This is a genomic window from Streptomyces sp. NPDC020875 (assembly GCF_040641415.1).
Classification (GTDB): domain Bacteria; phylum Actinomycetota; class Actinomycetes; order Streptomycetales; family Streptomycetaceae; genus Streptomyces.
In genome coordinates this window covers 58,875-84,460 of record NZ_JBFADP010000008.1, presented here as the reverse complement: position 1 = coordinate 84,460, position 25,586 = coordinate 58,875, and the positions used below count along the sequence as shown (strand labels likewise).

Here is a 25,586-nt window from a genome sequence, read left to right as displayed (position 1 = left end):
GGAGCACGGGCCCCGTGGCCGGGGCGGGCGGGCCGGAGGCGGGGAAAGCGGACCGGGCCGGAGCGGGCGGGCCCGGGCCGGACGCCGTCAGGCGCCGATGAGCTTGGCGAACTTCTCCTCGTACGCCTTCTCCTCCGCGTCGCTCAGGGAGCGGAAGGCATGGGACTTCGCGGCCATGGCCCGGTCCGGGACGATCAGGGTGTTCCGGGCCAGCGCCGGATCGATCTTCCCGAGTTCGGTACTGACGCCCTCGACCGGGCAGACGTAGTTGATGTACGCGGCGAGCCGGGCGGCGACCGGGCGCTCGTAGTAGTAGTCGATCAGCCGGGTGGCGTTGGCCCGGTGCCGGGCCCCGGCGGGTACCAGCAGATTGTCGGTGGAGGTGATGTATCCGGCGGCGGGGATGGCGTACCGGATGTCGGGGTTGTCGGCCTGGAGCTGGATGACGTCCCCGGCCCAGGCGACACATGCGGCGATATCGCCCTTGGAGAGGTCGGCGGTGTAGTCGTTGCCGTGGAAGCGGCGGATCTGCTTCCGGTCGACGCCCTTCTGGAGCCGTCCGATCGCCTCGCCGTAGTCGGCGTCGGTGAACTTCCCGGGGTTCTTGCCGAGGTCGAGCAGGGTCATCCCGACGGTGTCGCGCATCTCGGTGAGGAAGCCGACCCGGCCCTTGAGTGCGGGGTCGTCCAGGAGCTGGCTCACCGAGTCGACCTTCTTCCCGCCGGTCGCCCTGATGTTGTAGGCGATCACGGCGGAGATCCCGGTCCAGGGGTACGAGTGGGCCCGGCCCGGGTCCCAGTCGGGGCGGCGGAACTGGGGGGAGAGATTGGCGTAGGCGTTCGGCAGCAGGGCCGGGTCGAGCTTCTGCACCCAGCCGAGGCGGATCATCCGGGCCGCCAGCCAGTCGGTGAGGTTGATCAGATCGCGGCCGGTCTCCTGCCCGGCGGCGAGCTGCGGCCGGATCTTGCCGAAGAACTCGACGTTGTCGTTGATGTCCTCGGTGTACTTGACCGATATCCCGGTCCGACGGGTGAAGGCGGCAAGGGTCGGCCGGGTCTTCTTGTCGTCGCCGGTGTCCATGTACTCGGTCCAGTTGGAGAAGATCACCGTCTTCTCCTTCGCCGAGCGGTCGTCGGTGTCCTCGGCCCCGCCGTCGCGTTTGGCGGGCGGGATGCCGCAGGCGGTGAGGGCCGCCGCGCCCCCGGCGGTGAGTACTCCGGCGCCCAGGGCCCGCAGGGTGGAGCGCCGGGTCAGGGCGCCCCGGCCGCTCGTCAGGGTGCGTCGGATCGCCGCCAGCTGGGCGGCGGAGGGGGCCTCGGGCTCGTGATGGTCCATGCGCTCTGCCCTTTCGCAGTGGGTCGGCCGCGGCCGGCGGCCGGCTATCTGTCCCCGAAGACCGTGCGGTGCCAGTCCTTGCGGGCCACCGCCGTGTTGTCGAACATGACGTGCTTGACCTGCGTGTACTCCTCGAAGGAGTACATCGACATGTCCTTGCCGAAGCCGGAGGCCCGATATCCGCCGTGCGGCATCTCGCTGATGATCGGAATGTGGTCGTTGATCCAGACGCAGCCCGCCGCGATCTCCCGGGTGGCCCGGTTCGCCCGGAAGACGTCCCGGGTCCAGGCGGAGGCGGCGAGTCCGTAGGGGGTGTCGTTGGCGAGGGCGATGCCCTCGTCGTCGGTGTCGAAGGGCAGGATCACCAGCACCGGCCCGAAGATCTCGGCCTGGACGATCTCGCTGTGCTGCGCGGCGTCGGCGATCAGCGTCGGCAGATAGTAGGCGCCCTGCTCGCAGGGGGCCTTGCCGCCGGTGACGACCGTGGCGTGGGACCGGGCCCGCTCCACGAATCCGGCGACCCGGTCGCGGTGGGCCTGCGAGACCAGCGGGCCGAGATCGGTGGCGGGGTCGAAGGGGTCGCCGAGCCGGACGCCCGCCATGGTGTCGGCGATGCCCTCCAGGATCCGCCGGTACAGGGGCCGCTGCACATAGACCCGGGTGGCGGCCGTGCAGTCCTGGCCCGAGTTGATCAGGGCCCCGGCTACGGCGCCCTGGATCGCGGCCTCCGGGTCGGCGTCGTCGAAGACCACGAAGGGCGCCTTGCCGCCGAGTTCGAGATGGAGGCGTTTGACGGAGTCGGTGGCGAGGGCCCCGACCCGTTTGCCGACGGCGGTGGAGCCGGTGAAGGAGACCATGGCGACGTCGGGATGGCGGACCAGGTGCTCCCCGGCGTCCCGGCCGGTTCCGGAGACCACATTGACGACCCCGGGCGGCAGCCCCGCGTCGGTCGCGGCCTGGGCGAACATCACCGAGGTCAGCGGGGTGATCTCGGCGGGCTTGAGGACGACCGTGTTTCCGGCGGCGATGGCCGGGAGGATCTTCCACCCGGCCATCTGGAGGGGGTAGTTCCAGGGGGCGATCGAGCCGATCACCCCGATCGGTTCCCGGCGGACGTACGAGGTGTGGTCACCGCTGTACTCCCCGGCCGACTGGCCCTGGAGATGCCGGGCCGCGCCCGCGAAGAAGGCGGCGTTGTCGACGGTGCCGGGGACGTCGAACTCGTTGCAGAGCTTGATCGGCTTGCCGCACTGGAGGGATTCGACCCGGGCGAAGTCACCGGCCCGTTCGGCGAGGACGGCGGCCAGCCGGCGCAGCGCGTCGGAGCGCTCGGCGGGGGTGGCCCCGGCCCAGTCCGGCAGTGCGGCCCGGGCGGCGGCGACGGCCGCGTCGACCTCGGCGGGCCCGGCGGTCGTATACCGGTGGACGGTGTCGCCGCTGGCCGGGTCGACGATCGGCTGGACCTTCCCCGAACCGCCCGGCCGGATCTCTCCGCCGATGTACTGCGCGCCGTCCGCGAAGCGGTCCAGCACCTGGAATCGGTTCCCCATGACGCTCTCCGTAGTCCCGGGCGGAAATACCGTCGGGTGGATTTCGCCGACGGTACGGGCATGCAATTGCATGCCGACGGTCCGGTGTCGCCCACCCTGTCACCGCTTGAATGTGGAACAAGCGGCAAGTGAGTGCCGATCCTGACAGAGCCCTCCGCCCCCAACAAGGGATTCCGTAGTTGCCTTTTGATTACGCGACGGATTCGGTCGACCATGTGTCGCGTCCCCCCGGAAATACCGCTACGAAGTGTCAGTGGCGGCTGCCACACTTGCGTGTATGGACAGGGATCAACTGATCGCCCAGGTCAGACAGGGTGAGCACCGGAAATTCATCTTCTTCTGGGGGAACACGCCACGCCCCGACGGCCGGATCGCGGCGAGCTGCCTCAGCCAGTGGTGGCCGTCACCCTTCGTGGTCGACGAGGTGCGTTACGCGACGGCGGAGCACTGGATGATGGCGTCCAAGGCCCGGCTGTTCGGGGACGCGGCGGCCGAGCGGATGGCCCTGGAGGCCGGGCATCCGGCCGAGGCGAAGCGCGCGGGCGGACTGGTGCGCGGCTTCGACGAGACGGTGTGGCGGCGGGAGCGGTCGGGGATCGTCCGGACCGGCAATGTGCACAAGTTCGGGCAGGACCCGGAGCTGAGGGCCTATCTGCTGGGGACCGGCGACCGGGTGCTGGTCGAGGCCAGCCCCAAGGACCGGATCTGGGGTATCGGGCTCACCGCCGACGACGAGCGGGCGGCGGACCCGGAGCGCTGGCGGGGCCTGAATCTCCTCGGCTTCGCGTTGATGGAGGCCCGGGAGGAGCTGCGGGCCGGATGACGCCCGGGGCCGGACGGGGGCGTACGGGCCCGGAGACGTACGGGCGCGGCGGCGTACAAGGCGTACGGGCGCGCGGAAACGACCCGGCGGCCCGGCCGGGTGTCCGGCCGGGCCGCCGAAGGCCCTGCTGTGCGGATGACGGCCGGTGATCCGGCCCGGGGAGGCGGGTCAGCGCCCGGAAGCGGCCCCGCCCTCCGTGTCCGCCACGACGGTGACCACGGCCGTGGCCGCGCTCCGCTCTTCGTACGAGCTGCCGCTGTCGGAGCTGGCCCACAAGGAGAGGCTGACCAGCAGCAGCCCGGCCGCCGTTCCGATCACCCCGAGGACGAGACCCGCCGTCGCCTGGGACCCGTTGTCGGCCTCGCCCCGGCGGACCCGCTTGCGGCCGAGGACCCCGAAGACCACGGCCAGTACGCCCAGCACCAGATTCAGCCCGAAGACGCAGAACATCACCACGGAGCAGATCCCGAGGACCAGGGACGCGGTGCCCATGGTGTTCTGCTTGGCCTCCGGCGTCGACCAGCCGAAGGACTCGGGGAAGACCGGCAGCTGGGGGTGGACCGGCGGGGCGACCGGGCGCGGCGCCTGATAGCCGGAGTCCGGGGTGTAGGCACCGTAGAGGTCCGCGGTTCCCCGGGTGTCGTACGGCGTGCCGCCCATGAAGCGTCCCGGGCCGCCGGGCGCGGTCGGCGGCGGTACGGCCCCGGCGCCCGATCCCGCTCCGGCCCCTGTCCCGGCCACCGGCGCCGGTCCCGCCGAGGGCAGGGACGTCATCGTCGGCAGATCGTGCGGCCCCGTACCGGCTACGGGCGGTACGGCCCCGGCGCCGTCCGCCGACCGCTTGGTGAGGTCCGGGCCCGCGGCCGGGTTCGTACCCCGGTCGGCGCTCCGTTCGGCCCCCCTGCCGGGGGCCCGGTCGCCGTCCCGGGCCGTGCCGTCCTCCGGCACCGCCCAGGGGTCGCGGTCCTCCGGCGCGTTCCCGCTCGGCCGTTCCGTCATCGGTTCCCCCCGATCTCCCCGTGCGCCCGGTGCCCGGGCGCCCCTCGGATCTTCGTACCGCCATGGTACGGGCGCCGCTCCGTGATACGTCGGGGCGGCCTACGATGATCGCGGGCCCGGGGCGTGTCCGCGGCCCCTTCCGACCGATCAGCCGATCACAGGAGAAGTTGCCTCGATGTCCGATCTCCGCCCGTTCGTGGCCGGGCTGCCCAAGGCCGAGCTGCATGTCCATCACGTCGGTTCGGCGTCCCCGCGGATCGTCGCCGAGCTGGCCGCGCGCCATCCGGACTCCCGGGTTCCCACCGATCCCGCCGCGCTCACCAGGTACTTCACCTTCACCGACTTCGCGCACTTCATCGACGTCTATCTCTCGGTGGTGGACCTGATCCGCACCCCGGAGGACGTCCGGCTGCTGACCTTCGAGGTCGCCCGCGACATGGCCCGGCAGAACATCCGCTACGCCGAGCTGACGATCACGCCGTACAGCTCGGTGCGCCGGGGCATCGACGAGCGGGCCTTCATGGCGGCCATCGAGGACGCCCGGCTGGCGGCCGAGCGGGAGCTGGGGGTCGTACTGCGCTGGTGCTTCGACATCCCCGGTGAGGCCGGTCTGGAGTCCGCCGAGGTCACGACCCGGCTGGCGGTGGATCTGCGGCCGGAGGGGCTGGTCTCGTTCGGGCTCGGCGGGCCGGAGATCGGGGTGCCCCGGGCCCAGTTCAAGCCGTACTTCGACCGGGCGATCGCGGCCGGGCTGCGCTCGGTGCCGCACGCGGGCGAGACCACGGGCCCGGAGACGATCTGGGAGGCCCTGACCGAGCTGCGCGCCGAGCGGATCGGCCACGGCACCAGCGCCGTGAAGGACCCCCGACTGGTGGCCCATCTCGCCGAGCACGGGATCCCGCTGGAGGTCTGCCCGACCTCCAATATCGCCACCCGGGCGGTGGCCGATCTGGCGGAGCACCCGATCCGGGAGCTGGTGGCCGCCGGAGTGGTGGTCACGGTGAACAGCGACGACCCGCCGATGTTCGGTACGGATCTCAATACCGAGTACGAGGTGGCGGCCCGGCTGCTCGGCCTGGACGAGCGGGGCGTGGCCGAGCTGGCGAAGAACGCGGTCACGGCGAGCTTCCTGGACCCGGCGGGCAAGGAGCGGATCGCCGCGGAGATCGACGCCTACACCACCGCCTGGCTCGCGGCGCCGGGCGACTGACCGATGGCGGCCGACGGCCCCCGCGCCGTACCGGAATCCCTCCCGGAGCGCCTCCTCCCGGGGTCCGGGCGGGATGCCCCGGCGCGCCCGGTGGTCGCGGTCGCGCACCGGGGCGACCCGTACCGCGTCCGGGAGAACACCCTGGCATCGCTCCGTTCCGCCCTGGCGCACGGCGCGGACGCGGTGGAGATCGACGTCCGGCTCACCGCCGACGGCGTGCCCGTACTGCTCCACGACGCGACCCTGAAGCGGCTCTGGCGCCGGGACGTACCGCTGTCCCGGCTGTCCCGGGCCGAGGTCGCCGGGCTGACCGGCGGCGGGGTGCCGGATCTCGCCGGGGCTCTGGCGGTGATCACGGCGGCCGGGGCCCGGGTGATGCTGGATCTGCCCGGCGCGGACCGGGCGGCGGTCCGCGCGGTGGTGGGTACGGTCCGGGCGGCGGGCGCGGCGGATTCGGCGTACTACTGCGCGGGTCCGGCGACGATGCTCGCGGTCCGGGAGGCCGATCCGGCCGCCGAGATCGCCCTGACCTGGACGACGCTCGCCCCGCCCCGGCCGGTGCTGCTGGCCGCGGTCCGGCCGCGGACCCTGAACTACCGGTTCGGGCTGGTGAGCCGGGCCCTGACGGACCGGCTGCACGGGGAGGGGCTGCTGGTGTCGGCCTGGACGGCGGACACCCGGCGCACCATGCGGCGGCTGGTCGCGGCGGGGGTCGATTCGATCACTACCAACCGGGTCGCCGTCCTCCGTTCCGTCCTCGGCGACCGTCCGCCGGGCCGTTCACCGGGCCGTTCACCGGGTCCGGCGGCGGACGGTCCGGCATGATGACCGTCCGGCCGCGCGCCGGATCCGCCGCCCGGCACCGACCGCACCGACCGCACGGAGGAGCGCCATGAGCCCGAACGAACCCGGGGAACCGCAGATTCCGGTGGGTGACAGCAGGATCCGTACGGATGTGGCGCACAACGCCCGGGTGTGGAACCACTGGCTGGGCGGCAAGGACAACTATCCGGTGGACCGCGCGGTCGGCGACCATGTCACCGGCCTCTATCCGAGTATCGGCGAGGTCGCCCGCGCCGACCGGGCGTTCCTGGGCCGGGTGGTGACGTTCCTGGCCGCGGAGGCGGGGATCCGGCAGTTCCTGGACATCGGCACCGGGCTGCCGACCGTGCAGAACACCCATGAGGTGGCGCAGCGGGTGGCGCCGGAGTCCCGGGTCGTCTATGTCGACAACGACCCGATCGTGCTGACCCACGCCCGGGCGCTGCTGACCTCGTCGGCGCAGGGCCGGACGGAGTACATCGACGCGGACGCCCACGATCCGGCGGTCATCGTGGGGGCGCTGCGGCCGACGCTCGACCCGGACCGGCCGATCGCCGTGATCATGCTGGGCATCCTCAACTTCGTACTGGACACGGAGCAGGCGAGGTCGGTGGTCCGGACGCTGATGGCCGCGGTGCCGTCGGGGAGTTATCTGGTGCTCACCCATCCGACGCTGGAGCTGGGCGGCGAGGGGAACGCGGAGGCGATGGCGTTCTGGAACGAGAACGCGACACCGCCGATCAGGGCGCGTACGGGGGCGGAGATCGCCTCGTTCCTGGACGGTCTGGAGCTGCTGGAGCCGGGGCTGGTCTCCTGCTCCCGCTGGCGTCCCGAGCCCGCGCCGGACGGGTCGCTGCCGCCGGTGGTGGCGCAGTACGGCGCGGTGGCCCGCAAGCCGTAGCGCCGGTACGGCCCCGGGGGCGCCCGGCGGCCGTCGGCTGCCACGGGCGCACCGGGTACGGCGAAGGGGCGCGGGACCGGGCCCGCGCCCCTCGTTCCGTACCGGCTGCCGTTACGGCTCCGGTGCCGGTGCCGGTCAGGCGTCCAGGGACGTCATCACGTGCTTGATCCGGGTGTAGTCGTCGAAGCCGTACGCCGACAGGTCCTTGCCGTAACCCGACTTCTTGAAGCCGCCGTGCGGCATCTCGGCGACCAGCGGGATATGCGTGTTGATCCAGACGCAGCCGAAGTCGAGCGCCTTGGACATCCGCATCGCCCGGCCGTGGTCCTTGGTCCAGACCGAGGACGCCAGGGCGTACTCGACCCCGTTGGCGTACTCCAGCGCCTGCGCCTCGTCGGTGAAGGACTGGACGGTGATGACCGGGCCGAAGACCTCGTTCTGGATGATCTCGTCGTCCTGCTTCAGGCCGGAGACCACGGTCGGGGCGTAGAAGTAGCCCTTGTCGCCGACCCGGTGGCCGCCCGCCTCGACCTTGGCGTGCGCGGGCAGCCGCTCGATGAAGCCGGTGACCTGGGCGAGCTGGTTGGCGTTGTTCAGCGGGCCGTAGAGCACGTCCTCGTCGGGGGCGCCGGTCTTCGTCTCGGCCGCGGCGGCGGCGAGGGCGGCGACGAACTCGTCGTGGATGGACTCCTGGACCAGGACGCGGGTGGCGGCCGTACAGTCCTGTCCGGCGTTGAAGTAGCCCGCGACGGCGATGTCCTCGACGGCCTTGGGAATGTCCGTGTCCTCGAAGACCACGACGGGCGCCTTGCCGCCCAGCTCCAGATGGACCCGCTTGAGGTCCTTGGCGGCGGACTCGGCGACCTGCATCCCGGCCCGTACGGAGCCGGTGATGGACGCCATCGCGGGCGTCGGGTGCTCCACCATGGCGCGGCCGGTGTCCCGGTCGCCGCAGATCACGTTGAAGACGCCCTTGGGCACGATCGCGCCGATGATCTCGGCGAACAGGGCGGTGGAGGCGGGGGTGGTGTCCGAGGGCTTGAGGACGACCGTGTTGCCCGCGGCGAGCGCCGGGGCGAACTTCCACACGGCCATCATCATCGGGTAGTTCCACGGCGCGACCTGCGCGCAGACGCCGACCGGCTCACGGCGAACGATGGAGGTCAGGCCCTCCATGTACTCACCGGCGGAGCGGCCCTCCAGCATCCGGGCGGCGCCCGCGAAGAACCGGATCTGGTCGACCATCGGCGGGATCTCCTCGGTCCGGACCAGCTCCAGCGGCTTGCCGGTGTTCTCCGACTCGACCGCGATCAGCTCCTCCGCCCGCTCCTCGAAGGCGTCCGCGATCTTGAGGAGGACCCGCTGGCGCTCGGCGGGGGTGGCGTCGCGCCAGGCGGGGAACGCGGCGGCGGCGGCCTCCATGGCGGCATCGACGTCCGCCTGGCCGGAGAGCGGGGAGGTGGCGTAGACCTCGCCGGTGGCCGGGTTGATGACATCGATCGTCCGCCCGTCGGCGGCGTCCCGGAACTCCCCGTTGATGTAGTTGCGCAGACGACGCGGCTCGGTGGTCACTGTTGCCACCCCTCCTGATCTGACGGCCTTGTCAGGTCGGTTCTTCTCCGTGCCCGGGTGAGGTTCCACCCAGTTCAGTCCACCCTAAACCGTCCAGTAACGCTTTCGACAGCCCCGACCCACCCCACCTTCGGATTCAGTATCCATAGCGCCCTTGAACAACGAATTTCATCGCTCGGGGCTTGCGAGACGGAGGAGTCCCGTGCAGAGTGAAGAGGTGGCCAGTCGAAGCGCAGACTCCAGGAACGGGTCCGCCGGGAGCACACACTCCCCGGCGATCGACGCCGTGTCCCTCGCGATCATCGAACAGCTCCAGGAGGACGGACGCCGTCCCTACGCCGCCATCGGCAAGGCCGTCGGCCTCTCCGAGGCGGCGGTGCGCCAGCGGGTGCAGAAGCTGCTCGACCAGGGCGTCATGCAGATCGTCGCCGTGACGGACCCGCTCACCGTGGGCTTCCGCCGCCAGGCGATGGTCGGCATCCGGGTGGAGGGCGACCTCGACCCCGTGGCGGACGCGCTGACGGCCATGGCCGAATGCGAGTACGTGGTGATGACCGCGGGCTCCTTCGACCTGATGGTGGAGATCGTCTGCGAGGACGACGACCACCTGCTCGAAGTGATCAACAAACGGATTCGCGCGCTCCCCGGTGTGCGGTCCACCGAGAGCTTCGTCTATCTCAAGCTCAAGAAGCAGACCTACATGTGGGGATCCCGATAGCCGTGAGCAAGGACCGCAGCGACCTGTCAAAGACCGCCTACGACCACCTGTGGATGCACTTCACCCGCATGTCGTCGTACGAGAACTCCCCCGTCCCCACCATCGTCCGCGGTGAGGGCACCTACATCTACGACGACCAGGGCAAGCGCTACATAGACGGCCTGGCCGGGCTCTTCGTGGTCAACGCCGGACACGGCCGGGTCGAACTGGCCGAGACCGCCTACAAGCAGGCCCAGGAGCTGGCGTTCTTCCCGGTGTGGTCCTACGCCCACCCGAAGGCCGTCGAACTGGCCGAACGGCTGGCGAACGAGGCCCCCGGCGACCTCAACAAGGTCTTCTTCACCACCGGCGGCGGCGAGGCCGTCGAGACCGCCTGGAAGCTGGCCAAGCAGTACTGGAAGCTCCGCGGGCAGCACACCAAGTACAAGGTGATCTCGCGGGCGGTGGCGTACCACGGCACCCCGCAGGGCGCCCTGTCCATCACCGGCCTCCCGGCCCTGAAGGCCCCCTTCGAGCCGCTGGTCCCCGGCGCGCACAAGGTGCCCAACACCAACATCTACCGCGCCCCGATCCACGGCGACGACCCCGAGGCGTTCGGCCGCTGGGCCGCCGACCAGATCGAGCAGGAGATCCTCTTCGAGGGCCCGGAGACCGTCGCCGCGGTCTTCCTGGAGCCGGTGCAGAACGCCGGCGGCTGCTTCCCGCCGCCGCCCGGATACTTCCAGCGGGTCCGCGAGATCTGCGACCAGTACGACGTACTGCTCGTCTCCGACGAGGTCATCTGCGCCTTCGGCCGGCTCGGCACCACCTTCGCCTGCGACAAGTTCGGCTACGTCCCGGACATGATCACCTGCGCCAAGGGCATGACCTCGGGCTACTCCCCGATCGGCGCCTGCATCGTCTCGGACCGGATCGCCGAGCCGTTCTACCAGGGCGACAACACGTTCCTGCACGGCTACACCTTCGGCGGCCACCCGGTCTCCGCCGCGGTCGGCATCGCCAACCTCGACATCTTCGAGCGCGAGGGCCTCAACCAGCACGTCCTCGACAACGAGGGCGCCTTCAAGGCCACCCTGGAGAAGCTGTACGACCTGCCGATCGTCGGCGACGTCCGCGGCAACGGCTTCTTCTACGGCATCGAACTGGTCAAGGACAAGGCCACCAAGGAGACCTTCACCGACGAGGAGACCGAGCGCGTCCTCTACGGCTTCCTCTCCAAGGCCCTCTTCGAGAACGGCCTGTACTGCCGGGCCGACGACCGCGGCGACCCGGTGATCCAGCTCGCCCCGCCGCTCATCGCCGACCAGTCCACCTTCGACGAGATCGAGGCCGTGCTGCGGACCGTTCTCACGGAGGCGTGGACCAAGCTCTGAGCACCCCGGCGGCAACCCGCCGACCGGACCACGGCCCGGGTACGCCCATCCGAGTGGATGGCGCGCACCCGGGCCGTGTGGTTCCCCGGCGCCCGCGGCCCGCTGCCCGATGGTGGTCCCCGTAATCCCCGGGCCCGGATCACGGGACGACCCGGGCGTGCGCCGGTGACCGATCCGCCTCCGGCTCGTTCACCCGGACGGGGGAACGGGCGGAAACCGGGCCGCGGCCGGCCGAGGCCGCCGCATCCGATCAGAGGCGAGGTGTACGCCATGGAGGCTCCGCCGGACGACCACGTACTGTGGGCGCGCTCGTTGCACCACACCCACCGCGGTTCACCGGCGCTCACCGGTGTCGGCCTCGCGGTCCGGGAGGGCGAGATCCTCGCGGTCAGCGGCCCGCGCGGGGCCGGGAAGACGACCCTGCTGCGCTGCCTCTCGGGACAGCTCGTCCCCGCCGGGGGCGAGGTCTGGTTCAACGGCACCCCCGTCCACACCCTGCACACCGCCCACCGCGAACGGCTCCGCCGGGAACGGTTCGGCTGGATCGGCCCCGACGCCGCCCTCGTCCCCGAGCTGACCGTCTGGGAGAACGCGGCCCTGCCGCTGCTGCTCCGCGGCGTACCGCACCGGCGGGCCAGGACCGCCGCCCGGGAGTGGCTGGAGCGGCTCGACATCGGCGCCGTCGCCGGCCGCCGCCCCGGCGCCCTCACCCCGGCCCAGCGGCAGCGGACCGCGACCGCCCGCGCCCTGGTCGCCGAACCCGCCGTCCTCTTCGCCGACGAACCCACCGCCACCCTGCACCGCGCCGACGGCGGCCAGCTGCTCCGTACGGTGCTGGCCGCCGCCCGCTCCCACCGGATCACCGTCCTGCTCGCCAGCCACGACGCCGGGATCGCGGCCCTCGCCGACCGGGAGCTGACCCTCCTCGACGGACGGCGTACGGACACCGGACCCGACTCAGGGCCCTCGCCCGACCACGGCGCCCCGGCCGCCGCCGACGGCACGGAAGGCCGGGCCGCGTGCTCGCTCTCCGTCTAGCCCGCGGCGCCCGCCCCCTCGTCCTGGCCCGTCGGCTCCTGGTCGCCGCCGCCTCGGCCGGAGTGGGCTTTCTGCTGCTCAGCGCCCTGGCCCATGCCCTCGCCCACCCCGGGGACCCGTCGGCGTCGGTACTGCGCCTGGTGTGGTGCCTGGTCCCGCTGGCCGCCACCGTCCACTTCGCGGTCACCGTCGCCAGGACCGACCCCGGCACCCGGCCGCGCGGCGGACTCTCCGCCGTCGGCCTCGGCCCCGCCCGGCTGGCCGCCCTGGCCGCCGCGTCCACGGCGATCGCCGCCACCCTCGGCAGCGCCCTCGCCCTGCTGTTCTTCCTCCATCTGCGGGGCGATCTGACCGGGCTGCCGTTCGACGGGGCGGCCGCCGAACTGCTCGCCGCCGACCGGCCGCTGCCCGCCGCCGCCGCGCTGACCCTGCTGGCCCTGCCGCCGCTGACCGCGACCGCAGCGGCCGTCCTCGCCCTCCGGCCCCGTACCGCTCCACCGGTGCCGGACCGGGCACCTGAATCGGCCGATACCGCCACGATGCCCGGCGGGCTGCCCTGGGGCTGTGCGCTGACCGCCGCGGGCCTGGCCATCGGGGTCTACACGGCCCGCACCGGCACCGGCGGCGACGTGCCGCTCCCCGGCGACCTCGGCGCCGACCCGGCGGGGGTCCTCACCGGCTGGGCCGTCACCGCCGTCGGCCTCGCCGTCGCGGGCCCGGCGCTCACCCATGTCGCGGGCCGGCTCCTCCAGCTCGCCGCGCCCGGCGCCGTACGGCTGCTCGCGGGCCGGATCCTGATGGCCGAGGCCCGCCGGATCGGCCGCCCCCTCGGCGTGGTGTCGGCCGTCGCGGCGGCCGTGATCGCGGCGGTCACCCTGAGCGGTGAGGGCACCCGCCCCTTCGGCCCGCTCACCGGCCTGGGCGCGACCCTCGTCATCGCCTGTACGACGGCGACCCTGCTGGTCACCGTCGTGGAGGCCCGGGAGTCCCGGAGCGATATCCGTACCGAGCTGCGCCGGATGGGCGCGCCCGGTTCGGCGCTGCGGGCGGCGGCCGGACTGCGGGTCGTCGCCCTGCTGACCGTCTTCGCCCCGCTGACCTGGTCGATCGCGACGCTGGCCGCGGCGCCCCTGCGGGGCTGAGCCGGGCGCCGCGGGTGGCGTATGACCCCGGAGGTAATCGACCGGTCCGGCGCGGCCCGGCAGGATCGTTTCCGACGACGCCACAGCGCCCGAAGGGACCCCCGCCATGACCGACACCACCACCACCGCCGCCGAAAGCGTCGAGCCCGCCGGGACGGCGGAGACCCGGGCCGTCGTGGACGCGTTCCTGGCCCGCCTCGGCGACGAGTCGCCCGAGGCGATCGCCGGGCTGTACGCGGAGGAGGTCGACTGGTACATCGCCCCCAATCCGCGGGTGCCCTGGATCAAGCCGCGCTCGACCCGGGCCGATATCGCCGACCACTACCGGGAGCTGGCGGCGGGCCGGGAGATCGACCCGGAGCGGACCCGCTTCGACGCGGTCGTGGTCACCGGCGAGGACGCGGTCCTCGTGGGCTTCGTCGCCGGTACGGTCCGCCGCACCGGCAAGGCGTTCCAGTCCCCGTTCGCGCTCCACTTCACCGTGCGGGACGGCCTGATCGTCCGCTTCCGCGTCATCGAGGACAGCCTCGCGATCGCGGCGGCCTGCACGGAGTAGCCGCCCCGGCCCCGGAGGCGTGACCGGAGGCGCCGGGGCACGGCGGGGGCCGGAAGTCACCGGGGCGGAAGGCACCCGGGCGGGCCCGCGCCACCGGCCACCGGCGGCCCCGGCCGGGAGCCCGGCGAACCGCCCCGGCCGGCCCCGCGAGGGCCCCCGCTACGGCTCCGTCCCCAGGACGACCACCTCGTCCGGGGCGAACTCCACCCCCACCCGGGCCCCCTGTCCGGGCGCGTCCCGGAGGCCGGTCTCGGCCTCCAGTACGGGGCCGGAATCGGGACGCAGCCGCAGGGCGACATGGGTGCCGCGGAACGTCCGGGACTCCACGAGATACCCGGGCCCCTCGCCCGCGCCGGGCGCGGTGAGCCGTACGCCCGACGGTCTGATCATCACGTCGTACGTACCGTCCGGCACCGGACCGGCCACCGGGACCCGGCCCCAGTCGGTGTCGGCGGCGCCGTCGCGGACCACGGCGCCCTCGGTGACGTTGTCGAAGCCGAGGAAACGGGCGACGAACGCGTCCGCCGGCCGCCGCCAGACGTCGAGCGGGGCGCCGCTCTGCGCGATCCGCCCGTCCCGCATGATGACCACCCGGTCGGCGAGGGCGAAGGCTTCGCCCTGGTCGTGGGTGACGGCGAGTACGGTCGTACCGAGCCGCCCGAACAGGGCCCGCAGTTCGACGACGAGCCGCTCCCGCAGCCCCCGGTCGAGCTGGCCGAGGGGTTCGTCGAGCATCAGCAGCCGGGGTTCGGGGGCGAGCGCGCGGGCGAGCGCGACCCGCTGCTGCTCGCCTCCGGAGAGCGATGACACCGCGCGTGCCTCGGCTCCCGGCAGCCCCACCAGTTCCAGCAGTTCGGTGACGCGCCGCCGTCGCGCGGCCCGGTCCGCGGACCGGCCCCGGTCCCGCATCCTCAGTCCGAAGGCGACGTTCCCGGCGACGTCCCGCTGGGGGAAGAGCTGGTGGTCCTGGAACATCAGCCCGACGCCGCGCCGGTGGACGGGGACGCCGGACTGGTCGCCGCCGCCGAGCCGGACCCGGCCCCCGTCGGTGTGCCGGAGTCCGGCGACGACCCGCAGCAGGGTGGATTTGCCGCTGCCGCTGGGGCCCAGCACACAGACGATCTCGTGGTCGGCGACGGTGAGGTCGACCGCGTCGAGGGCGGCCCGGGCCCCGAACCGTACCGTCACATCGTCCAGTTCCAGCATCAGAACTCCCCGGTCGTGGTGGTCGTGGTGCGGATCCGGATCCGTTCGAGCAACAGCAGCGCGACCGCGCACACCACCATCAGGATCGTGCTCAGTGCCATGGCCTGGCCGTAGTTCAGCTCGCCGGGCCGCCCCAGCAGCCGGGCCACGGCGACGGGCAGGGTGGGCTGGTCGGGGCGGGCGATGAAGACGGTGGCGCCGAATTCGCCGAGGGAGACCGCGAAGGCGAATCCGGCGGCGATCAGCAGGGCGCGGCGGACCAGCGGCAGATCGATCTCCCGCCAGACCCTGGCCGGTGAGGCGCCGAGTACGGCCGCGGCCTCCCGCAGCCGGTCGTCCACGGCCCGCAGGACGGGCAGCATGGTGCGGACCACGAACGGCACGCCGACCAGGGCCTGGGCGAGCGGTACCAGGATCCAGGACGCCCGCAGGTCCAGCGGCGGTTCGTCGAGGGTGATCAGGAAGCCGAAGCCGACGGTGACGGCGGAGACGCCGAGGGGCAGCATCAGCAGCGCGTCGAAGCCCCGGAGCAGCCGGCCGGTCCAGCCGCCGCCCCGGCGGGCGAGGGCTGCCGCGGCGAGCCCGCCGACGACGACGGCGATCGCGGTGGCCGCCAGGGCGTACCGCAGGGAGTTCCCCACGGCGTGCAGGGGTGGTACGAGGAAGGCGCCGCCGCTGCCGTCGAGGGTGCCGAGGGCCCGGTAGTAGTCGAGGCCGTAGCCGCGGGGGGTGTCGAGGGAGCGTTCGACGAGGACGCCCAGCGGCAGCAGCACCAGCAGGGCGACGCTGGTGAGGACGGCGCCCAGCAGGGCCCATTGGCGGGGGCCGCGGGGCCGGTGCGCGGTCTGTCCGGGGTCGACCAGGGCGAGGGCGCTCTCCCGCCGCCGTATGGTTCGGGCGTGTACGGCGAGTACGGCGCCGACGGCCGCGAACTGCACCAGGGTGAGTACGGCGGCGGTCCGCAGATCGAGGAGTTGCGCGGTCTGCCGGTAGACCTCGACCTCCAGGGTGGCGAAGCCGGGCCCGCCGAGGATCTGGACGATGCCGAAGGAGGTGAAGGTGAAGAGGAAGACCATCAGGGCGGCGGCGGCCACGGAGGGCGCGAGGGCGGGCAGGGTGACGGTCCGCCAGGCGGTGAACCGGCCGGCGCCGAGCACCCGGGCGGCCTCCTCCTGGCGGGGGTCGAGCTGGGCCCAGAGCCCGCCGACGGTCCGCACCACGACGGCGTAGTTGAAGAAGACATGGGCGACGAGGATCGCCCAGACCGTGGTGTCGAGGCGGACGCCCCACAGCTCGTCGAGGAGTCCGCCGCGGCCGACGAGGGCCAGGAAGGCGGTGCCGACGACGACGGTGGGGAGGACGAACGGGACGGTCACCACGGCCCGCAGCAGCCGTTTGCCGGGGAACTCGTACCGGGCCATGACATACGCGCCGGGCAGGGCGACCACCAGCGTCAGCAGGGTCGACACCACGGCCTGCCAGGTGGTGAACCACAGCACGCCCGCGATGTCGTCCCGGCCGAGTACCTCGGTGATCCGGTCGAACCGCCAGGCGCCGCCGTCCCGCAGACCGCGGCCGGTGATGGCCGCGACGGGGTAGGCGAAGAAGACGGCGAAGAACGCGGCGGGCAGCAGCATCAGCGCCAGCCGCGCCGCGTTCCCGGTCCGGGACGGGCCGCCCCGCCCGGACCGGGAACGGGACGGGCCACCCGTCACTTCACGACGGTCGAGGACCACGTCTGAACCCACTGCTCACGGTTCTCGGAGATGGTGTCGGGTGCCAGGGTCAGCGGGTCGCTGATCCGGACCCCGTGCTCGGTGAAGATCGCGGGCAGCTTCGCGTCCTTCACGACCGGGTTGACGAACATCTTCAGCGGCAGGTCCTCCTGGAACTCGGTGGAGATCAGGAAGTCCAGCAGGGCCTTGCCGCCCGCCTCGTTCTTCGCGCCCTTGAGGAGTCCGGCGAACTCGATCTGCCGGAAGCAGGTGCCGGTGGCGACGCCGGTCGGCGCCTCCTTCGGCTTCGGTTCGGCGAACAGCACCTCGACGGGCGGGCTTGAGGCGTAGGAGACGACCAGCGGCCGGTCGCCGCCTTCCTTCTTGCCCCCGGCGGAGCCGGAGAACTCCAGGTTGTACGCCTCTTCCCAGCCGTCGACGATCTTGACGCCGTTGGCCTTCAGCTTCTTCCAGTACTCCTGCCAGCCGTCCTCGCCGTAGCGGGCGACCGTACCGAGGACGAAGCCGAGTCCCGGTGAGGAGGTGGCGGCGTTCTCGGCGACCAGCAGGTTCTTGTACTCGGGCTTGATCAGATCGTCGAGGGTGCGGGGCGGAGCCAGCTTCCGGTCCGCGAAGTACTTCTTGTCGTAGTTGACGCAGATGTCGCCGGTGTCGACCGGGGTGACCCGGTGCTCGCCCCGGTCGAGCTGGACGTCGGCCGGGACCCGGTCGAGGCCCTTCGCCTGGTACGAGGTGAAGATGCCGTTGTCGAGGGCGCGGGAGAGCAGGGTGTTGTCGACACCGAAGAAGACATCGCCCTGCGGGCGGCCCTTGGTGAGGATCTCCTTGTTGAGCGCGACCCCGGCGTCACCGCTCTTGAGGACCTTGACGGTGTAGCCGGTGCGCTTGGTGAACTCCTTCAGTACGGCATCGGAGGCGGCGAAGGAGTCATGGCTGACGAGGGTCACCGTCTTCGACCCCGTACCGCCGCCGGAGTCCTTGCCGCCGTCGTCGCCGGAGCCGCAGGCGGCCAGCACGGACACCCCGAGCGCGGTGGCCAGCGCGACGGCCGTGGTCTTTCTGATACTGCTCACGAAACGAATTCCTCCTGGTGACAGCCAGGAAGAGACGCGGCCCTGCCCGGATTCCGGTGGAATCCGGGCAGGGCGCAACAGCCGGAGTGTGAGACCGAACTTCCTACCCGGAATGACCCGGGCGAGGTTCAGAGGGTCTGCGGCCCCGCGGGTACCGCACTCTCAGCGCTGTGGCGCTCCCCTGTCGGAAATATGCAAATGTTCAGGCCAGCCTACAAGGTGCGAATCCCGCCAGGGCAGGGGGCGGCCCCGCCCGCTGGCGTACCGCCCGTACCGCTACCGCCCGTACGCCTACCGCTCGGACGCGGCGAGCTGACCGCAGGCCCCGTCGATCTCCTGGCCCCGGGTGTCCCGTACGGTCACGGGCACCCCGTGGGCGGCGATGGCCTCGACGAACGCCTTCTCGTCCTCCGGCCGCGACGCGGTCCACTTCGATCCGGGCGTCGGGTTCAGCGGAATCAGGTTCACATGGACCCGCCGCCCCTTGAGCAGCCGTCCCAGCAGGTCACCACGCCACGCCTGGTCGTTGATGTCCCGGATCAGGGCGTACTCGATCGAGACCCGGCGGCCCGACTTCTCCGCGTACTCCCAGGCGGCGTCCAGCACCTCCCGGACCTTCCAGCGGGTGTTGACCGGCACCAGGGTGTCCCGCAGCTCGTCGTCCGGGGCGTGCAGCGAGACCGCGAGCCGGCACTTGAAGCCCTCGTCGGCGAAGCGCAGCATCGCGGGCACCAGCCCGACCGTGGAGACCGTGATGCCCCGCTGCGACAGACCCAGCCCGTCGGGCTCGGGGTCCGTGAGCCGCCGGATGGCGCCCACGACCCGCTTGTAGTTCGCCAGCGGCTCGCCCATCCCCATGAAGACGATGTTCGACAGCCGCGCGGGCCCGCCGGGCACCTCGCCGTCGCGCAGCGCCCGCATCCCGTCCACGATCTGGTGGACGATCTCCGCGGTGGAGAGGTTGCGGTCGAGCCCGGCCTGCCCGGTGGCGCAGAACGGGCAGTTCATCCCGCAGCCCGCCTGGGAGGAGATGCACATCGTGACCCGGTCCGGGTAACGCATCAGCACCGACTCGACCAGGGTGCCGTCGTGCAGCCGCCAGAGGGTCTTACGGGTGGTGTCGTCGTCGCACGAGATGTGCCGCACCACGGACATCAGCTCGGGCAGCAGCTCGGCCGCCAGCTTCTCCCGCGCGGCGGCCGGGATGTCCGTCCACTCGGCGGGGTCGTGCGCGTACCGCGCGAAGTAGTGCTGCGACAGCTGCTTGGCGCGGAACGGCTTCTCACCGACGGCGGCGACGGCTTCCTTCCGCTCGGCGGGCGAGAGGTCGGCGAGATGCCTCGGGGGCTTCTTGGCTCCGCGGGGCGCGATGAATGTGAGTTCTCCGGGCTTGGGCATGGTCCATCCAGTGTCGCAGAGATACGACGAAGGGCCCGCCATCCTGTGGATGACGAGCCCTTCCTCTAAAAACCGCAGGTCAGCGGAGCGGAACAGGGCTCAGCCGGACCCGACGAAGATCACCAGCAGCAGCCACACCACCGGCGCGGTCGGCAGCAGGGAGTCCAGTCGGTCCATGATGCCGCCATGGCCGGGGAGCAGGGTGCCCATGTCCTTGATGCCCAGATCGCGCTTGATCATCGACTCGCCCAGGTCGCCCAGGGTGGCCGTGACCGCGACCGCCAGACCCAGCAGCAGACCCTGCCACCAGCTGCCGCCGTCGACCAGGAACTCCATACAGAGCGCGCCCGCCGCCATCGCGAAACCGATGGCGCCCAGCAGGCCCTCCCGGGTCTTCCCCGGGCTGATCCGCGGGGCCAGCTTCCGCTTGCCGAACCGCCAGCCGACCGCGTAGGCGCCGGTATCGCTGACGACGGTCAGCAGCAGGAACGTCAGGACCCGCTGCGCCCCGTCGTCGGCGGTGAGCATCATCGCCACGAACGTCGCCAGGAACGGTACGTAGAAGGCCGCGAAGACCCCCGCCGTGACGTCCTTCAGATACCCCTCGGGGGGCTCCGTCATCCGCCACACCAGTACCGCGAGCGCCGTCAGCGCCATGGCGACCCAGGCGCCCTCGGCACCGCGGACGTACCCGGCGACGACCATCGCGGCACCGCCGACCGCCAGCGGCACCAGCGGCGCCTTGATCTGCTTGCGCTCCTGGAGGCGGGAGGTCAGCTCCCACAGTCCGACGACGACGGCGACCGTTATCACGCCGACGAAGACGGCCTTGACGACGAAGAGCGAGGCGACGATCACCACCCCGAGCCCGACGCCCACCCCTATGGCCGCCCGCAGATCGCGCCCGGCGCGCTTCTTCTCGCGCCGGCCGTCGGTCCGCCCGGCGGGCCCGCGACCGCGGCCCGGCTCACCGCCGTCGTCGCCGGAGCCGGGCCCGGCGGGTGGCGGCGGCGGGCCCGGCGGCCCGGCGGGAGCGGAGCCGGCCGGGACCTCGTCACGGAAGAGCGGACCGCCCCGCCGCCCGGGTCCCGAGTCGGCGCTGTTCCGGTGGTCCTGCTGATCCCGCTGGTCCCACTCGTCCCGCCGGTCGCGATCGTCGGGACCGTCGGCGTTGTTACCTGCGTCGGGGAAGTCCGGCACCTTGGGCATGGGCCGAGTCTGCTGTGCCTCGTGCCCGCCGTACGCGGGACCCGCCGATAGCGGGCCCCGGTCCTGCGGACGCCACTCCCCGACATAGTCGGCCCGCTGCGGGGCCCCCCAGGAAGCGTCGTTCATCAGACTTCGAGCAGCTCGGCTTCCTTGTGCTTCAGCAGCTCGTCCACCTGCGCCACGTACTTGGCGGTGGTGTCGTCGAGCTCCTTCTCCGCACGGCGGCCCTCGTCCTCGCCGACCTCGCCGTCCTTGACGAACTTGTCGATGGTCTCCTTGGCCTTGCGGCGCACGGCGCGGATCGAGATCTTGGCGTCCTCGGCCTTGCCCTTGGCGACCTTGATGTACTCGCGGCGGCGCTCCTCGGTCAGCTCCGGGAACACCACTCGGATGATGTTGCCGTCGTTGCTCGGGTTGACGCCGAGGTCGGAGTCGCGGATGGCCTGCTCGATATTGCGCAGCGCCGTCTTGTCGAAGGGCGTGACCACGGCCATCCGGGGCTCGGGCACCGAGAACGAGGCGAGCTGGTTGATCGGGGTCAGCGCGCCGTAGTAGTCGGCGACGATCTTATTGAACATCGCCGGGTGCGCACGCCCGGTGCGGATCGCGGCGAAGTCGTCCTTGGCGACCAGGACGGCCTTCTCCATCTTCTCCTCGGCCTCGAGGAGGGTCTCTTCGATCACCACTTGCTCCTGCGTGTCTTGAGTAGGCCCGGCTGACAACTGCCCGGTCGGGCGGAACCTGTCGCGTCTTCCCTGCACGGTCTCCGACCGGCAGGGCTTTGTCTATCCCCGGATATCCCCGGGCTTCCGTTGCCGGACGCCCCGGACATCCCCCGGTTCAGGACCGGGTGCCCTTGTCGCTGACGAGCGTGCCGATCTTCTCACCCCGTACCGCGCGGGCGATATTGCCCTCGGCCAGCAACTCGAAGACGAGGATCGGCAGGGCGTTGTCACGGCAGAGGGTGATCGCCGTGGCGTCCGCGACCTTCAGATCGCGGGTGATGACCTCGCCGTACTCCAGCGCGTCGTACTTGACCGCGTCGGGGTTGGTCCGCGGGTCGGCGTCGTAGACCCCGTCGACCCCGTTCTTGCCCATCAGCAGGGCCTCGGCGTCGATCTCCAGGGCGCGCTGCGCGGCGGTGGTGTCGGTGGAGAAGTACGGCATGCCCATTCCGGCGCCGAAGATGACGACCCGGCCCTTCTCCAGATGCCGTACGGCCCGAAGCGGGATGTACGGCTCGGCGACCTGGCCCATGGTGATGGCGGTCTGGACCCGGGAGTCGATGCCCTCCTTCTCCAGGAAGTCCTGGAGCGCGAGGCAGTTCATGACGGTGCCGAGCATGCCCATGTAGTCGGAACGGGCCCGGTCCATGCCGCGGACCTGGAGCTCGGCGCCGCGGAAGAAGTTGCCGCCGCCGATCACGATGGCGATCTGGGCGCCGTCGCGGACCACGGCCGCGATCTCACGGGCGATGGCGTGCACCACGTCGGGGTCCACACCGAGACCCCCGCCGCCGGAGAACGCCTCTCCGGAGAGCTTCAGCATGAAGCGTCCGGCACCGGCCTTGGTCACGTCGTGCTTCCCGTCGTGGTCGTGGTCGCTGTTGTCGCCGGCTGCCTGGGTGGCGTCCGCGCCCTTGTTCATGGAGATCTCCTCGTGCACATACGAGAAGGCCATCGCCGCTGGGTACTGGTGTCCCTGTCGGCAATGGCCTCCTCGTCAGATCTGCGGTCGTCCGGCGCTCCGGGCGCGACGGCGGCGCCCGGGGCCCACGCGTGTGATGACTGCGGGGGAAACCCTAGCGGGCCGACGGATCGATCGCGTACTCGGCGTACCCGTTCCGTCCGGGTGGACGGTCCGGGTACGCGGGTACTGGCGTTCCTGCGTCCGGTCAGGCGCCGACACGGATCCGGGCGAAGCGCTTGAGCTCCACACCGGCCTCGTCGAGAACCTTCTTGACGTTCTTCTTGTTGTCCTTGGCGAACGGCTGCTCGAGGAGGGTGACCTCCTTGAAGAAGCCGTTGACCCGACCCTCGACGATCTTGGGCAGGGCGGCCTCGGGCTTGCCCTCCTCGCGGGAGGTGGCCTCGGCGACCCGGCGCTCGTTCTCGACGATCTCGGCCGGGACCTCTTCGCGCGACAGGTAGGTCGGCGAGAAGGCGGCGATGTGCTGGGCGACGTCCTTGGCGACGTCCGCGTTCTCGGCGGACAGCTCGACGAGCACACCGACCTGCGGCGGAAGGTCGGGCATGGTGCGGTGCATGTAGACACCGACGTACGCGCCGGAGAACTGGGCGAAGCGGTCGAGGACGATCTTCTCGCCGAGGTTGGCGTTGGCCTCGTCGACGTACGCCTGGACGGTCTTGCCGGCCTCGATCTCGGAGGCGAGCAGCGCGTCGAGGTCCGCCGGGGAGGTGGCGGCGACGTGGGCGGCGAGCGCGTTCGCGACGGCGAGGAACTTCTCGCCCTTGGCGACGAAGTCGGTCTCGCACTTCAGCTCGAGCAGCACACCGGAGGTCTTGTCCTCGGAGATGAGGGAGACCACGGCGCCGTTCGAGGCGGTACGGGACTCGCGCTTGGCGACGCCCTTCTGGCCCTTGACGCGCAGCAGCTCGACGGCCTTGTCGACGTTGCCGTCGGCCTCGTCCAGAGCCTTCTTGCAGTCCATCATGCCGGCACCGGTCAGCTCACGGAGCTTCTTGACGTCGGCGGCGGTGTAGTTCGCCATGTCCTTCAGTCTTTTCTCGAAAGGTCGGAAGTCGAAGTCGAGACGGATCCGGCGGGGCCTGCGCCCGGCGGGGCCGCGACCCCTGATCGGGGTTCGCGGCCGGTCCGGATCCGGGGGCGGGCGGCGGGGCCGGTGCCCGGGGCACCGTACCCGCCGTCCTCACCTTGCCTGGTGCGGCGGGGCTCAGCCCTGCGCGGCGTCCTCGGCGGGCTTGTCGGCCTCGGCCGCAGGGGCCTCAGCCGGCGCCTCGGCGGTCTCGACGGCTTCGACGGCCTCGGCCGCGGGGGCCTCGGCGGGCTTCTCGGCCTCGGCGTCGTCGGCCTTCTTCTCGCCCTCGAGGAGGTCGCGCTCCCACTCGGCCAGCGGCTCACCGGCGGCCTTGTCACCCGGCTTGGAGTCACCGGTGGCGACACCGGAACGGGCGATGAGGCCCTCGGCGACGGCGTCGGCGATCACACGGGTCAGCAGCGTGACGGAGCGGATCGCGTCGTCGTTGCCGGGGATCTTGTAGTCGACCTCGTCCGGGTCGCAGTTGGTGTCGAGGATCGCGACGACCGGGATGTGGAGCTTGCGCGCCTCACCGACGGCGATGTGCTCCTTCTTGGTGTCGACGATCCAGACGGCGCTCGGCACCTTCTGCATCTCGCGGATGCCGCCGAGGGTCTTCTCCAGCTTCGCCTTCTCACGGGAGAGGACGAGCAGCTCCTTCTTGGTGAGGCCGGAGGCGGCCACGTCCTCGAAGTCGATCTGCTCCAGCTCCTTGAGGCGCTGCAGCCGCTTGTAGACGGTGGAGAAGTTGGTCAGCATGCCGCCGAGCCAGCGCTGGTTGACATACGGCATGCCCACCCGCGTCGCCTGCTCGGCGATGGCCTCCTGGGCCTGCTTCTTGGTACCGACGAACATGATGGAGCCGCCGTGCGCGACGGTCTCCTTGACGAACTCGTAGGCGCGGTCGATGTACGACAGCGACTGGAGCAGGTCGATGATGTAGATGCCGTTGCGCTCGGTGAAGATGAAGCGCTTCATCTTCGGGTTCCAGCGACGGGTCTGGTGACCGAAGTGGACGCCGCTCTCCAGCAGCTCCCGCATCGTGACGACGGCCATGGCCGTATCTCCTTGGATTCTCGGTTGATGTTCCTGACGCCCCGGCGCGCCTGCCACGAAGGACCGAGGGGCGCTGCCACCGACCCCGGAGGGGTGAGCGGTGGCGGGGCGTGCGAAGTCGACCCGGTGACCCGGATCGCCAGTAGAAGTGTACGGGACCCCGGCGGTGCCGGGTGACGGCGTTGTCCACAACCACTCCCCCGTCCACAGGTCCACGCCGTGATCCCCCGGGATTCCCTCCCCCGGCGCATCCTCGTCCCATGCCACGGACCACTGTCACCGCACTCGTCCTGATCCCGGCCCTGCTGTCACCTTCCGTGACCGCCGGTCCCGGATCCTCACCGCAAGCCACTACCGCGCCGACCTCGTCACCGACCGCGTCACCGGCTCCGTCCGCGGCTCCGCCTGCCGCTCTGCCAGCCGCGCTGTCGCCCACTCTGTCGGCGGATGCCCCAGGGCACCCGTTACCGCCCCCGGAGCCGTCATCGCCGACCGCCGGGCGGGCCGGGCCGGGCTCACCGGTCACCGTGCGTGACGGATGGCTTTGGCCGGTGCCCCGGCCCAGGATCCTCCGCGGCTGGCTCCCACCCTCCTCGCCCTACGGCCCCGGCCATCGCGGGGTGGATCTGGCCGCCCCGCCGAAGACCCCGGTACGGGCCCCGGGACCCGGCCGGATCTTCTTCGCCGGGCGGATCGCGGACCGGTCGGTCCTCTCCCTCGTCCTCGACGGCACCGGCGAACCACCGCTGCGCGTCACCTACGAACCCGTCGACGCGCTCCTCCCCACCGGCACCCGGGTCACGGCGGGCACCCCGGTCGCCACCCTCTCGGCCGCCCCGCGGCACTGCCGGGAGAGCTGTCTCCACTGGGGACTGCGCCGCGGCAGGGAGTATCTGAACCCGCTCGCCCTCGTTCAGCTCCCCCGTATCCGGCTCCTCCCCCTCACCCGGGGCGACCCGCCCACCCCTTCCTGACGGGGCGGGTGGGGCGCGCGGGAATCACCGCCCCGGACCGGCGCACAACGGTACGGACCACACAAGCGGCACCAGGGGGTGAAACAGCTTCGACCGGCACGCCCGGTACCAGCGGC

The 25,586-nt window shown here is 71.8% G+C and carries 23 protein-coding genes and 1 riboswitch; of the genes, 10 read left to right on the top strand and 13 right to left on the bottom strand.

From position 1 onward, the window contains the following. Nucleotides 1-87 precede the first annotated feature (87 nt). The gene (locus AB0G74_RS06840; RefSeq protein WP_361141460.1) at nucleotides 88-1,335 is read right to left on the bottom strand and encodes a spermidine/putrescine ABC transporter substrate-binding protein; all 1,248 of its coding nucleotides are present in this window, start codon (nucleotides 1,333-1,335) and stop codon (nucleotides 88-90) included. Nucleotides 1,336-1,379: 44 nt separating this feature from the next. Beyond that, nucleotides 1,380-2,885 (bottom strand): gamma-aminobutyraldehyde dehydrogenase, encoded by a 1,506-nt coding sequence (locus AB0G74_RS06835; RefSeq protein WP_361141458.1) that lies wholly within the window; start codon nucleotides 2,883-2,885, stop codon nucleotides 1,380-1,382. A gap of 277 nt (nucleotides 2,886-3,162) precedes the next feature. Here AB0G74_RS06835 and AB0G74_RS06830 point away from each other — a divergent pair, with 277 nt between their 5' ends. After that, nucleotides 3,163-3,708, top strand: coding sequence for an NADAR family protein (locus tag AB0G74_RS06830; protein WP_361141456.1), 546 nt, complete (start codon nucleotides 3,163-3,165; stop codon nucleotides 3,706-3,708). 168 nt (nucleotides 3,709-3,876) lie between these two features. On the opposite strand, the gene AB0G74_RS06825 is transcribed toward AB0G74_RS06830, so the two are convergent. Then, nucleotides 3,877-4,707, bottom strand: coding sequence for a DUF4190 domain-containing protein (locus AB0G74_RS06825; RefSeq protein WP_361141454.1), 831 nt, complete (start codon nucleotides 4,705-4,707; stop codon nucleotides 3,877-3,879). Nucleotides 4,708-4,882: 175 nt separating this feature from the next. Between AB0G74_RS06825 and AB0G74_RS06820 the strand changes: the two genes are divergently transcribed. The 3 genes from AB0G74_RS06820 (at nucleotide 4,883) to AB0G74_RS06810 (ending at nucleotide 7,640) form a co-directional block, all read left to right on the top strand. Beyond that, a complete protein-coding gene (locus tag AB0G74_RS06820) occupies nucleotides 4,883-5,917 on the top strand; it encodes an adenosine deaminase (RefSeq protein WP_361141452.1) in 1,035 nt (344 codons plus the stop codon). 90 nt (nucleotides 5,918-6,007) lie between these two features. After that, nucleotides 6,008-6,742, top strand: coding sequence for a glycerophosphodiester phosphodiesterase (locus AB0G74_RS06815; RefSeq protein WP_361141450.1), 735 nt, complete (start codon nucleotides 6,008-6,010; stop codon nucleotides 6,740-6,742). 67 nt (nucleotides 6,743-6,809) lie between these two features. Next, nucleotides 6,810-7,640 (top strand): SAM-dependent methyltransferase, encoded by an 831-nt coding sequence (locus AB0G74_RS06810; protein WP_361141448.1) that lies wholly within the window; start codon nucleotides 6,810-6,812, stop codon nucleotides 7,638-7,640. Nucleotides 7,641-7,775: 135 nt separating this feature from the next. Here the strand turns inward: AB0G74_RS06810 and AB0G74_RS06805 are convergent, their stop codons facing one another. After that, entirely contained in the window at nucleotides 7,776-9,212 is a 1,437-nt protein-coding gene (locus AB0G74_RS06805; protein ID WP_361141570.1) for a gamma-aminobutyraldehyde dehydrogenase, read from the bottom strand. A gap of 202 nt (nucleotides 9,213-9,414) precedes the next feature. On the opposite strand from AB0G74_RS06805, the gene AB0G74_RS06800 reads away from it, so the two are divergent. From AB0G74_RS06800 to AB0G74_RS06780, 5 genes are all read left to right on the top strand, one after another. After that, the gene (locus tag AB0G74_RS06800; protein WP_361141447.1) at nucleotides 9,415-9,930 is read left to right on the top strand and encodes an Lrp/AsnC family transcriptional regulator; all 516 of its coding nucleotides are present in this window, start codon (nucleotides 9,415-9,417) and stop codon (nucleotides 9,928-9,930) included. Next, nucleotides 9,915-11,303, top strand: coding sequence for an aspartate aminotransferase family protein (locus AB0G74_RS06795; protein WP_361141446.1), 1,389 nt, complete (start codon nucleotides 9,915-9,917; stop codon nucleotides 11,301-11,303). The genes AB0G74_RS06800 and AB0G74_RS06795 overlap by 16 nt, the downstream gene beginning before the upstream one ends. Before the next feature lie 270 nt (nucleotides 11,304-11,573). Then, nucleotides 11,574-12,341, top strand: a complete 768-nt coding sequence (locus tag AB0G74_RS06790) for an ATP-binding cassette domain-containing protein (RefSeq protein WP_361141445.1) — start codon at nucleotides 11,574-11,576, stop codon at nucleotides 12,339-12,341. Then, complete coding sequence (locus AB0G74_RS06785) at nucleotides 12,323-13,483, top strand: hypothetical protein (RefSeq protein WP_361141444.1); 1,161 nt, start codon at nucleotides 12,323-12,325, stop codon at nucleotides 13,481-13,483. The genes AB0G74_RS06790 and AB0G74_RS06785 overlap by 19 nt, the downstream gene beginning before the upstream one ends. A gap of 106 nt (nucleotides 13,484-13,589) precedes the next feature. After that, the gene (locus AB0G74_RS06780) at nucleotides 13,590-14,039 is read left to right on the top strand and encodes a nuclear transport factor 2 family protein (RefSeq protein ID WP_361141443.1); all 450 of its coding nucleotides are present in this window, start codon (nucleotides 13,590-13,592) and stop codon (nucleotides 14,037-14,039) included. 159 nt (nucleotides 14,040-14,198) lie between these two features. Here AB0G74_RS06780 and AB0G74_RS06775 read toward each other — a convergent pair whose 3' ends face one another. The 9 genes from AB0G74_RS06775 to rpsB all read right to left on the bottom strand — a co-directional run bounded on the left by AB0G74_RS06775 (nucleotide 14,199) and on the right by rpsB (nucleotide 24,496). Beyond that, nucleotides 14,199-15,245 carry an ABC transporter ATP-binding protein gene (locus tag AB0G74_RS06775; protein ID WP_361141441.1) on the bottom strand — a complete coding sequence of 349 codons (1,047 nt, stop codon included), beginning with the start codon at nucleotides 15,243-15,245 and terminating at the stop codon, nucleotides 14,199-14,201. Continuing rightward, nucleotides 15,245-16,882: an iron ABC transporter permease gene (locus AB0G74_RS06770; protein ID WP_361141568.1), complete on the bottom strand. Its 1,638-nt coding sequence runs from the start codon at nucleotides 16,880-16,882 to the stop codon at nucleotides 15,245-15,247. The genes AB0G74_RS06775 and AB0G74_RS06770 overlap by 1 nt, the downstream gene beginning before the upstream one ends. A gap of 74 nt (nucleotides 16,883-16,956) precedes the next feature. Then, a complete protein-coding gene (locus tag AB0G74_RS06765; protein WP_361141440.1) occupies nucleotides 16,957-18,054 on the bottom strand; it encodes a thiamine ABC transporter substrate-binding protein in 1,098 nt (365 codons plus the stop codon). Between the two features lie 82 nt (nucleotides 18,055-18,136). Beyond that, nucleotides 18,137-18,247, bottom strand: a riboswitch (TPP riboswitch). A gap of 98 nt (nucleotides 18,248-18,345) precedes the next feature. Continuing rightward, nucleotides 18,346-19,452 carry a 23S rRNA (adenine(2503)-C(2))-methyltransferase RlmN gene (gene rlmN, locus AB0G74_RS06760; protein WP_358825164.1) on the bottom strand — a complete coding sequence of 369 codons (1,107 nt, stop codon included), beginning with the start codon at nucleotides 19,450-19,452 and terminating at the stop codon, nucleotides 18,346-18,348. Between the two features lie 99 nt (nucleotides 19,453-19,551). Beyond that, complete coding sequence (locus AB0G74_RS06755) at nucleotides 19,552-20,787, bottom strand: phosphatidate cytidylyltransferase (RefSeq protein WP_361141438.1); 1,236 nt, start codon at nucleotides 20,785-20,787, stop codon at nucleotides 19,552-19,554. Further along, nucleotides 20,787-21,344, bottom strand: coding sequence for a ribosome recycling factor (gene frr / locus AB0G74_RS06750; protein ID WP_358825162.1), 558 nt, complete (start codon nucleotides 21,342-21,344; stop codon nucleotides 20,787-20,789). The genes AB0G74_RS06755 and frr overlap by 1 nt, the downstream gene beginning before the upstream one ends. Before the next feature lie 157 nt (nucleotides 21,345-21,501). Then, complete coding sequence (gene pyrH / locus AB0G74_RS06745) at nucleotides 21,502-22,308, bottom strand: UMP kinase (RefSeq protein ID WP_361141566.1); 807 nt, start codon at nucleotides 22,306-22,308, stop codon at nucleotides 21,502-21,504. A gap of 247 nt (nucleotides 22,309-22,555) precedes the next feature. Next, nucleotides 22,556-23,392 carry a translation elongation factor Ts gene (gene tsf / locus AB0G74_RS06740; RefSeq protein WP_361141436.1) on the bottom strand — a complete coding sequence of 279 codons (837 nt, stop codon included), beginning with the start codon at nucleotides 23,390-23,392 and terminating at the stop codon, nucleotides 22,556-22,558. A 183-nt stretch (nucleotides 23,393-23,575) separates the two neighbouring features. Beyond that, nucleotides 23,576-24,496 (bottom strand): 30S ribosomal protein S2, encoded by a 921-nt coding sequence (gene rpsB, locus AB0G74_RS06735; RefSeq protein ID WP_361141434.1) that lies wholly within the window; start codon nucleotides 24,494-24,496, stop codon nucleotides 23,576-23,578. Nucleotides 24,497-25,047: 551 nt separating this feature from the next. On the opposite strand from rpsB, the gene AB0G74_RS06730 reads away from it, so the two are divergent. Continuing rightward, on the top strand, nucleotides 25,048-25,470 hold the full coding sequence (locus AB0G74_RS06730) for a M23 family metallopeptidase (protein WP_361141433.1): 423 nt from the start codon (nucleotides 25,048-25,050) through the stop codon (nucleotides 25,468-25,470). Nucleotides 25,471-25,586: the final 116 nt, after the last annotated feature.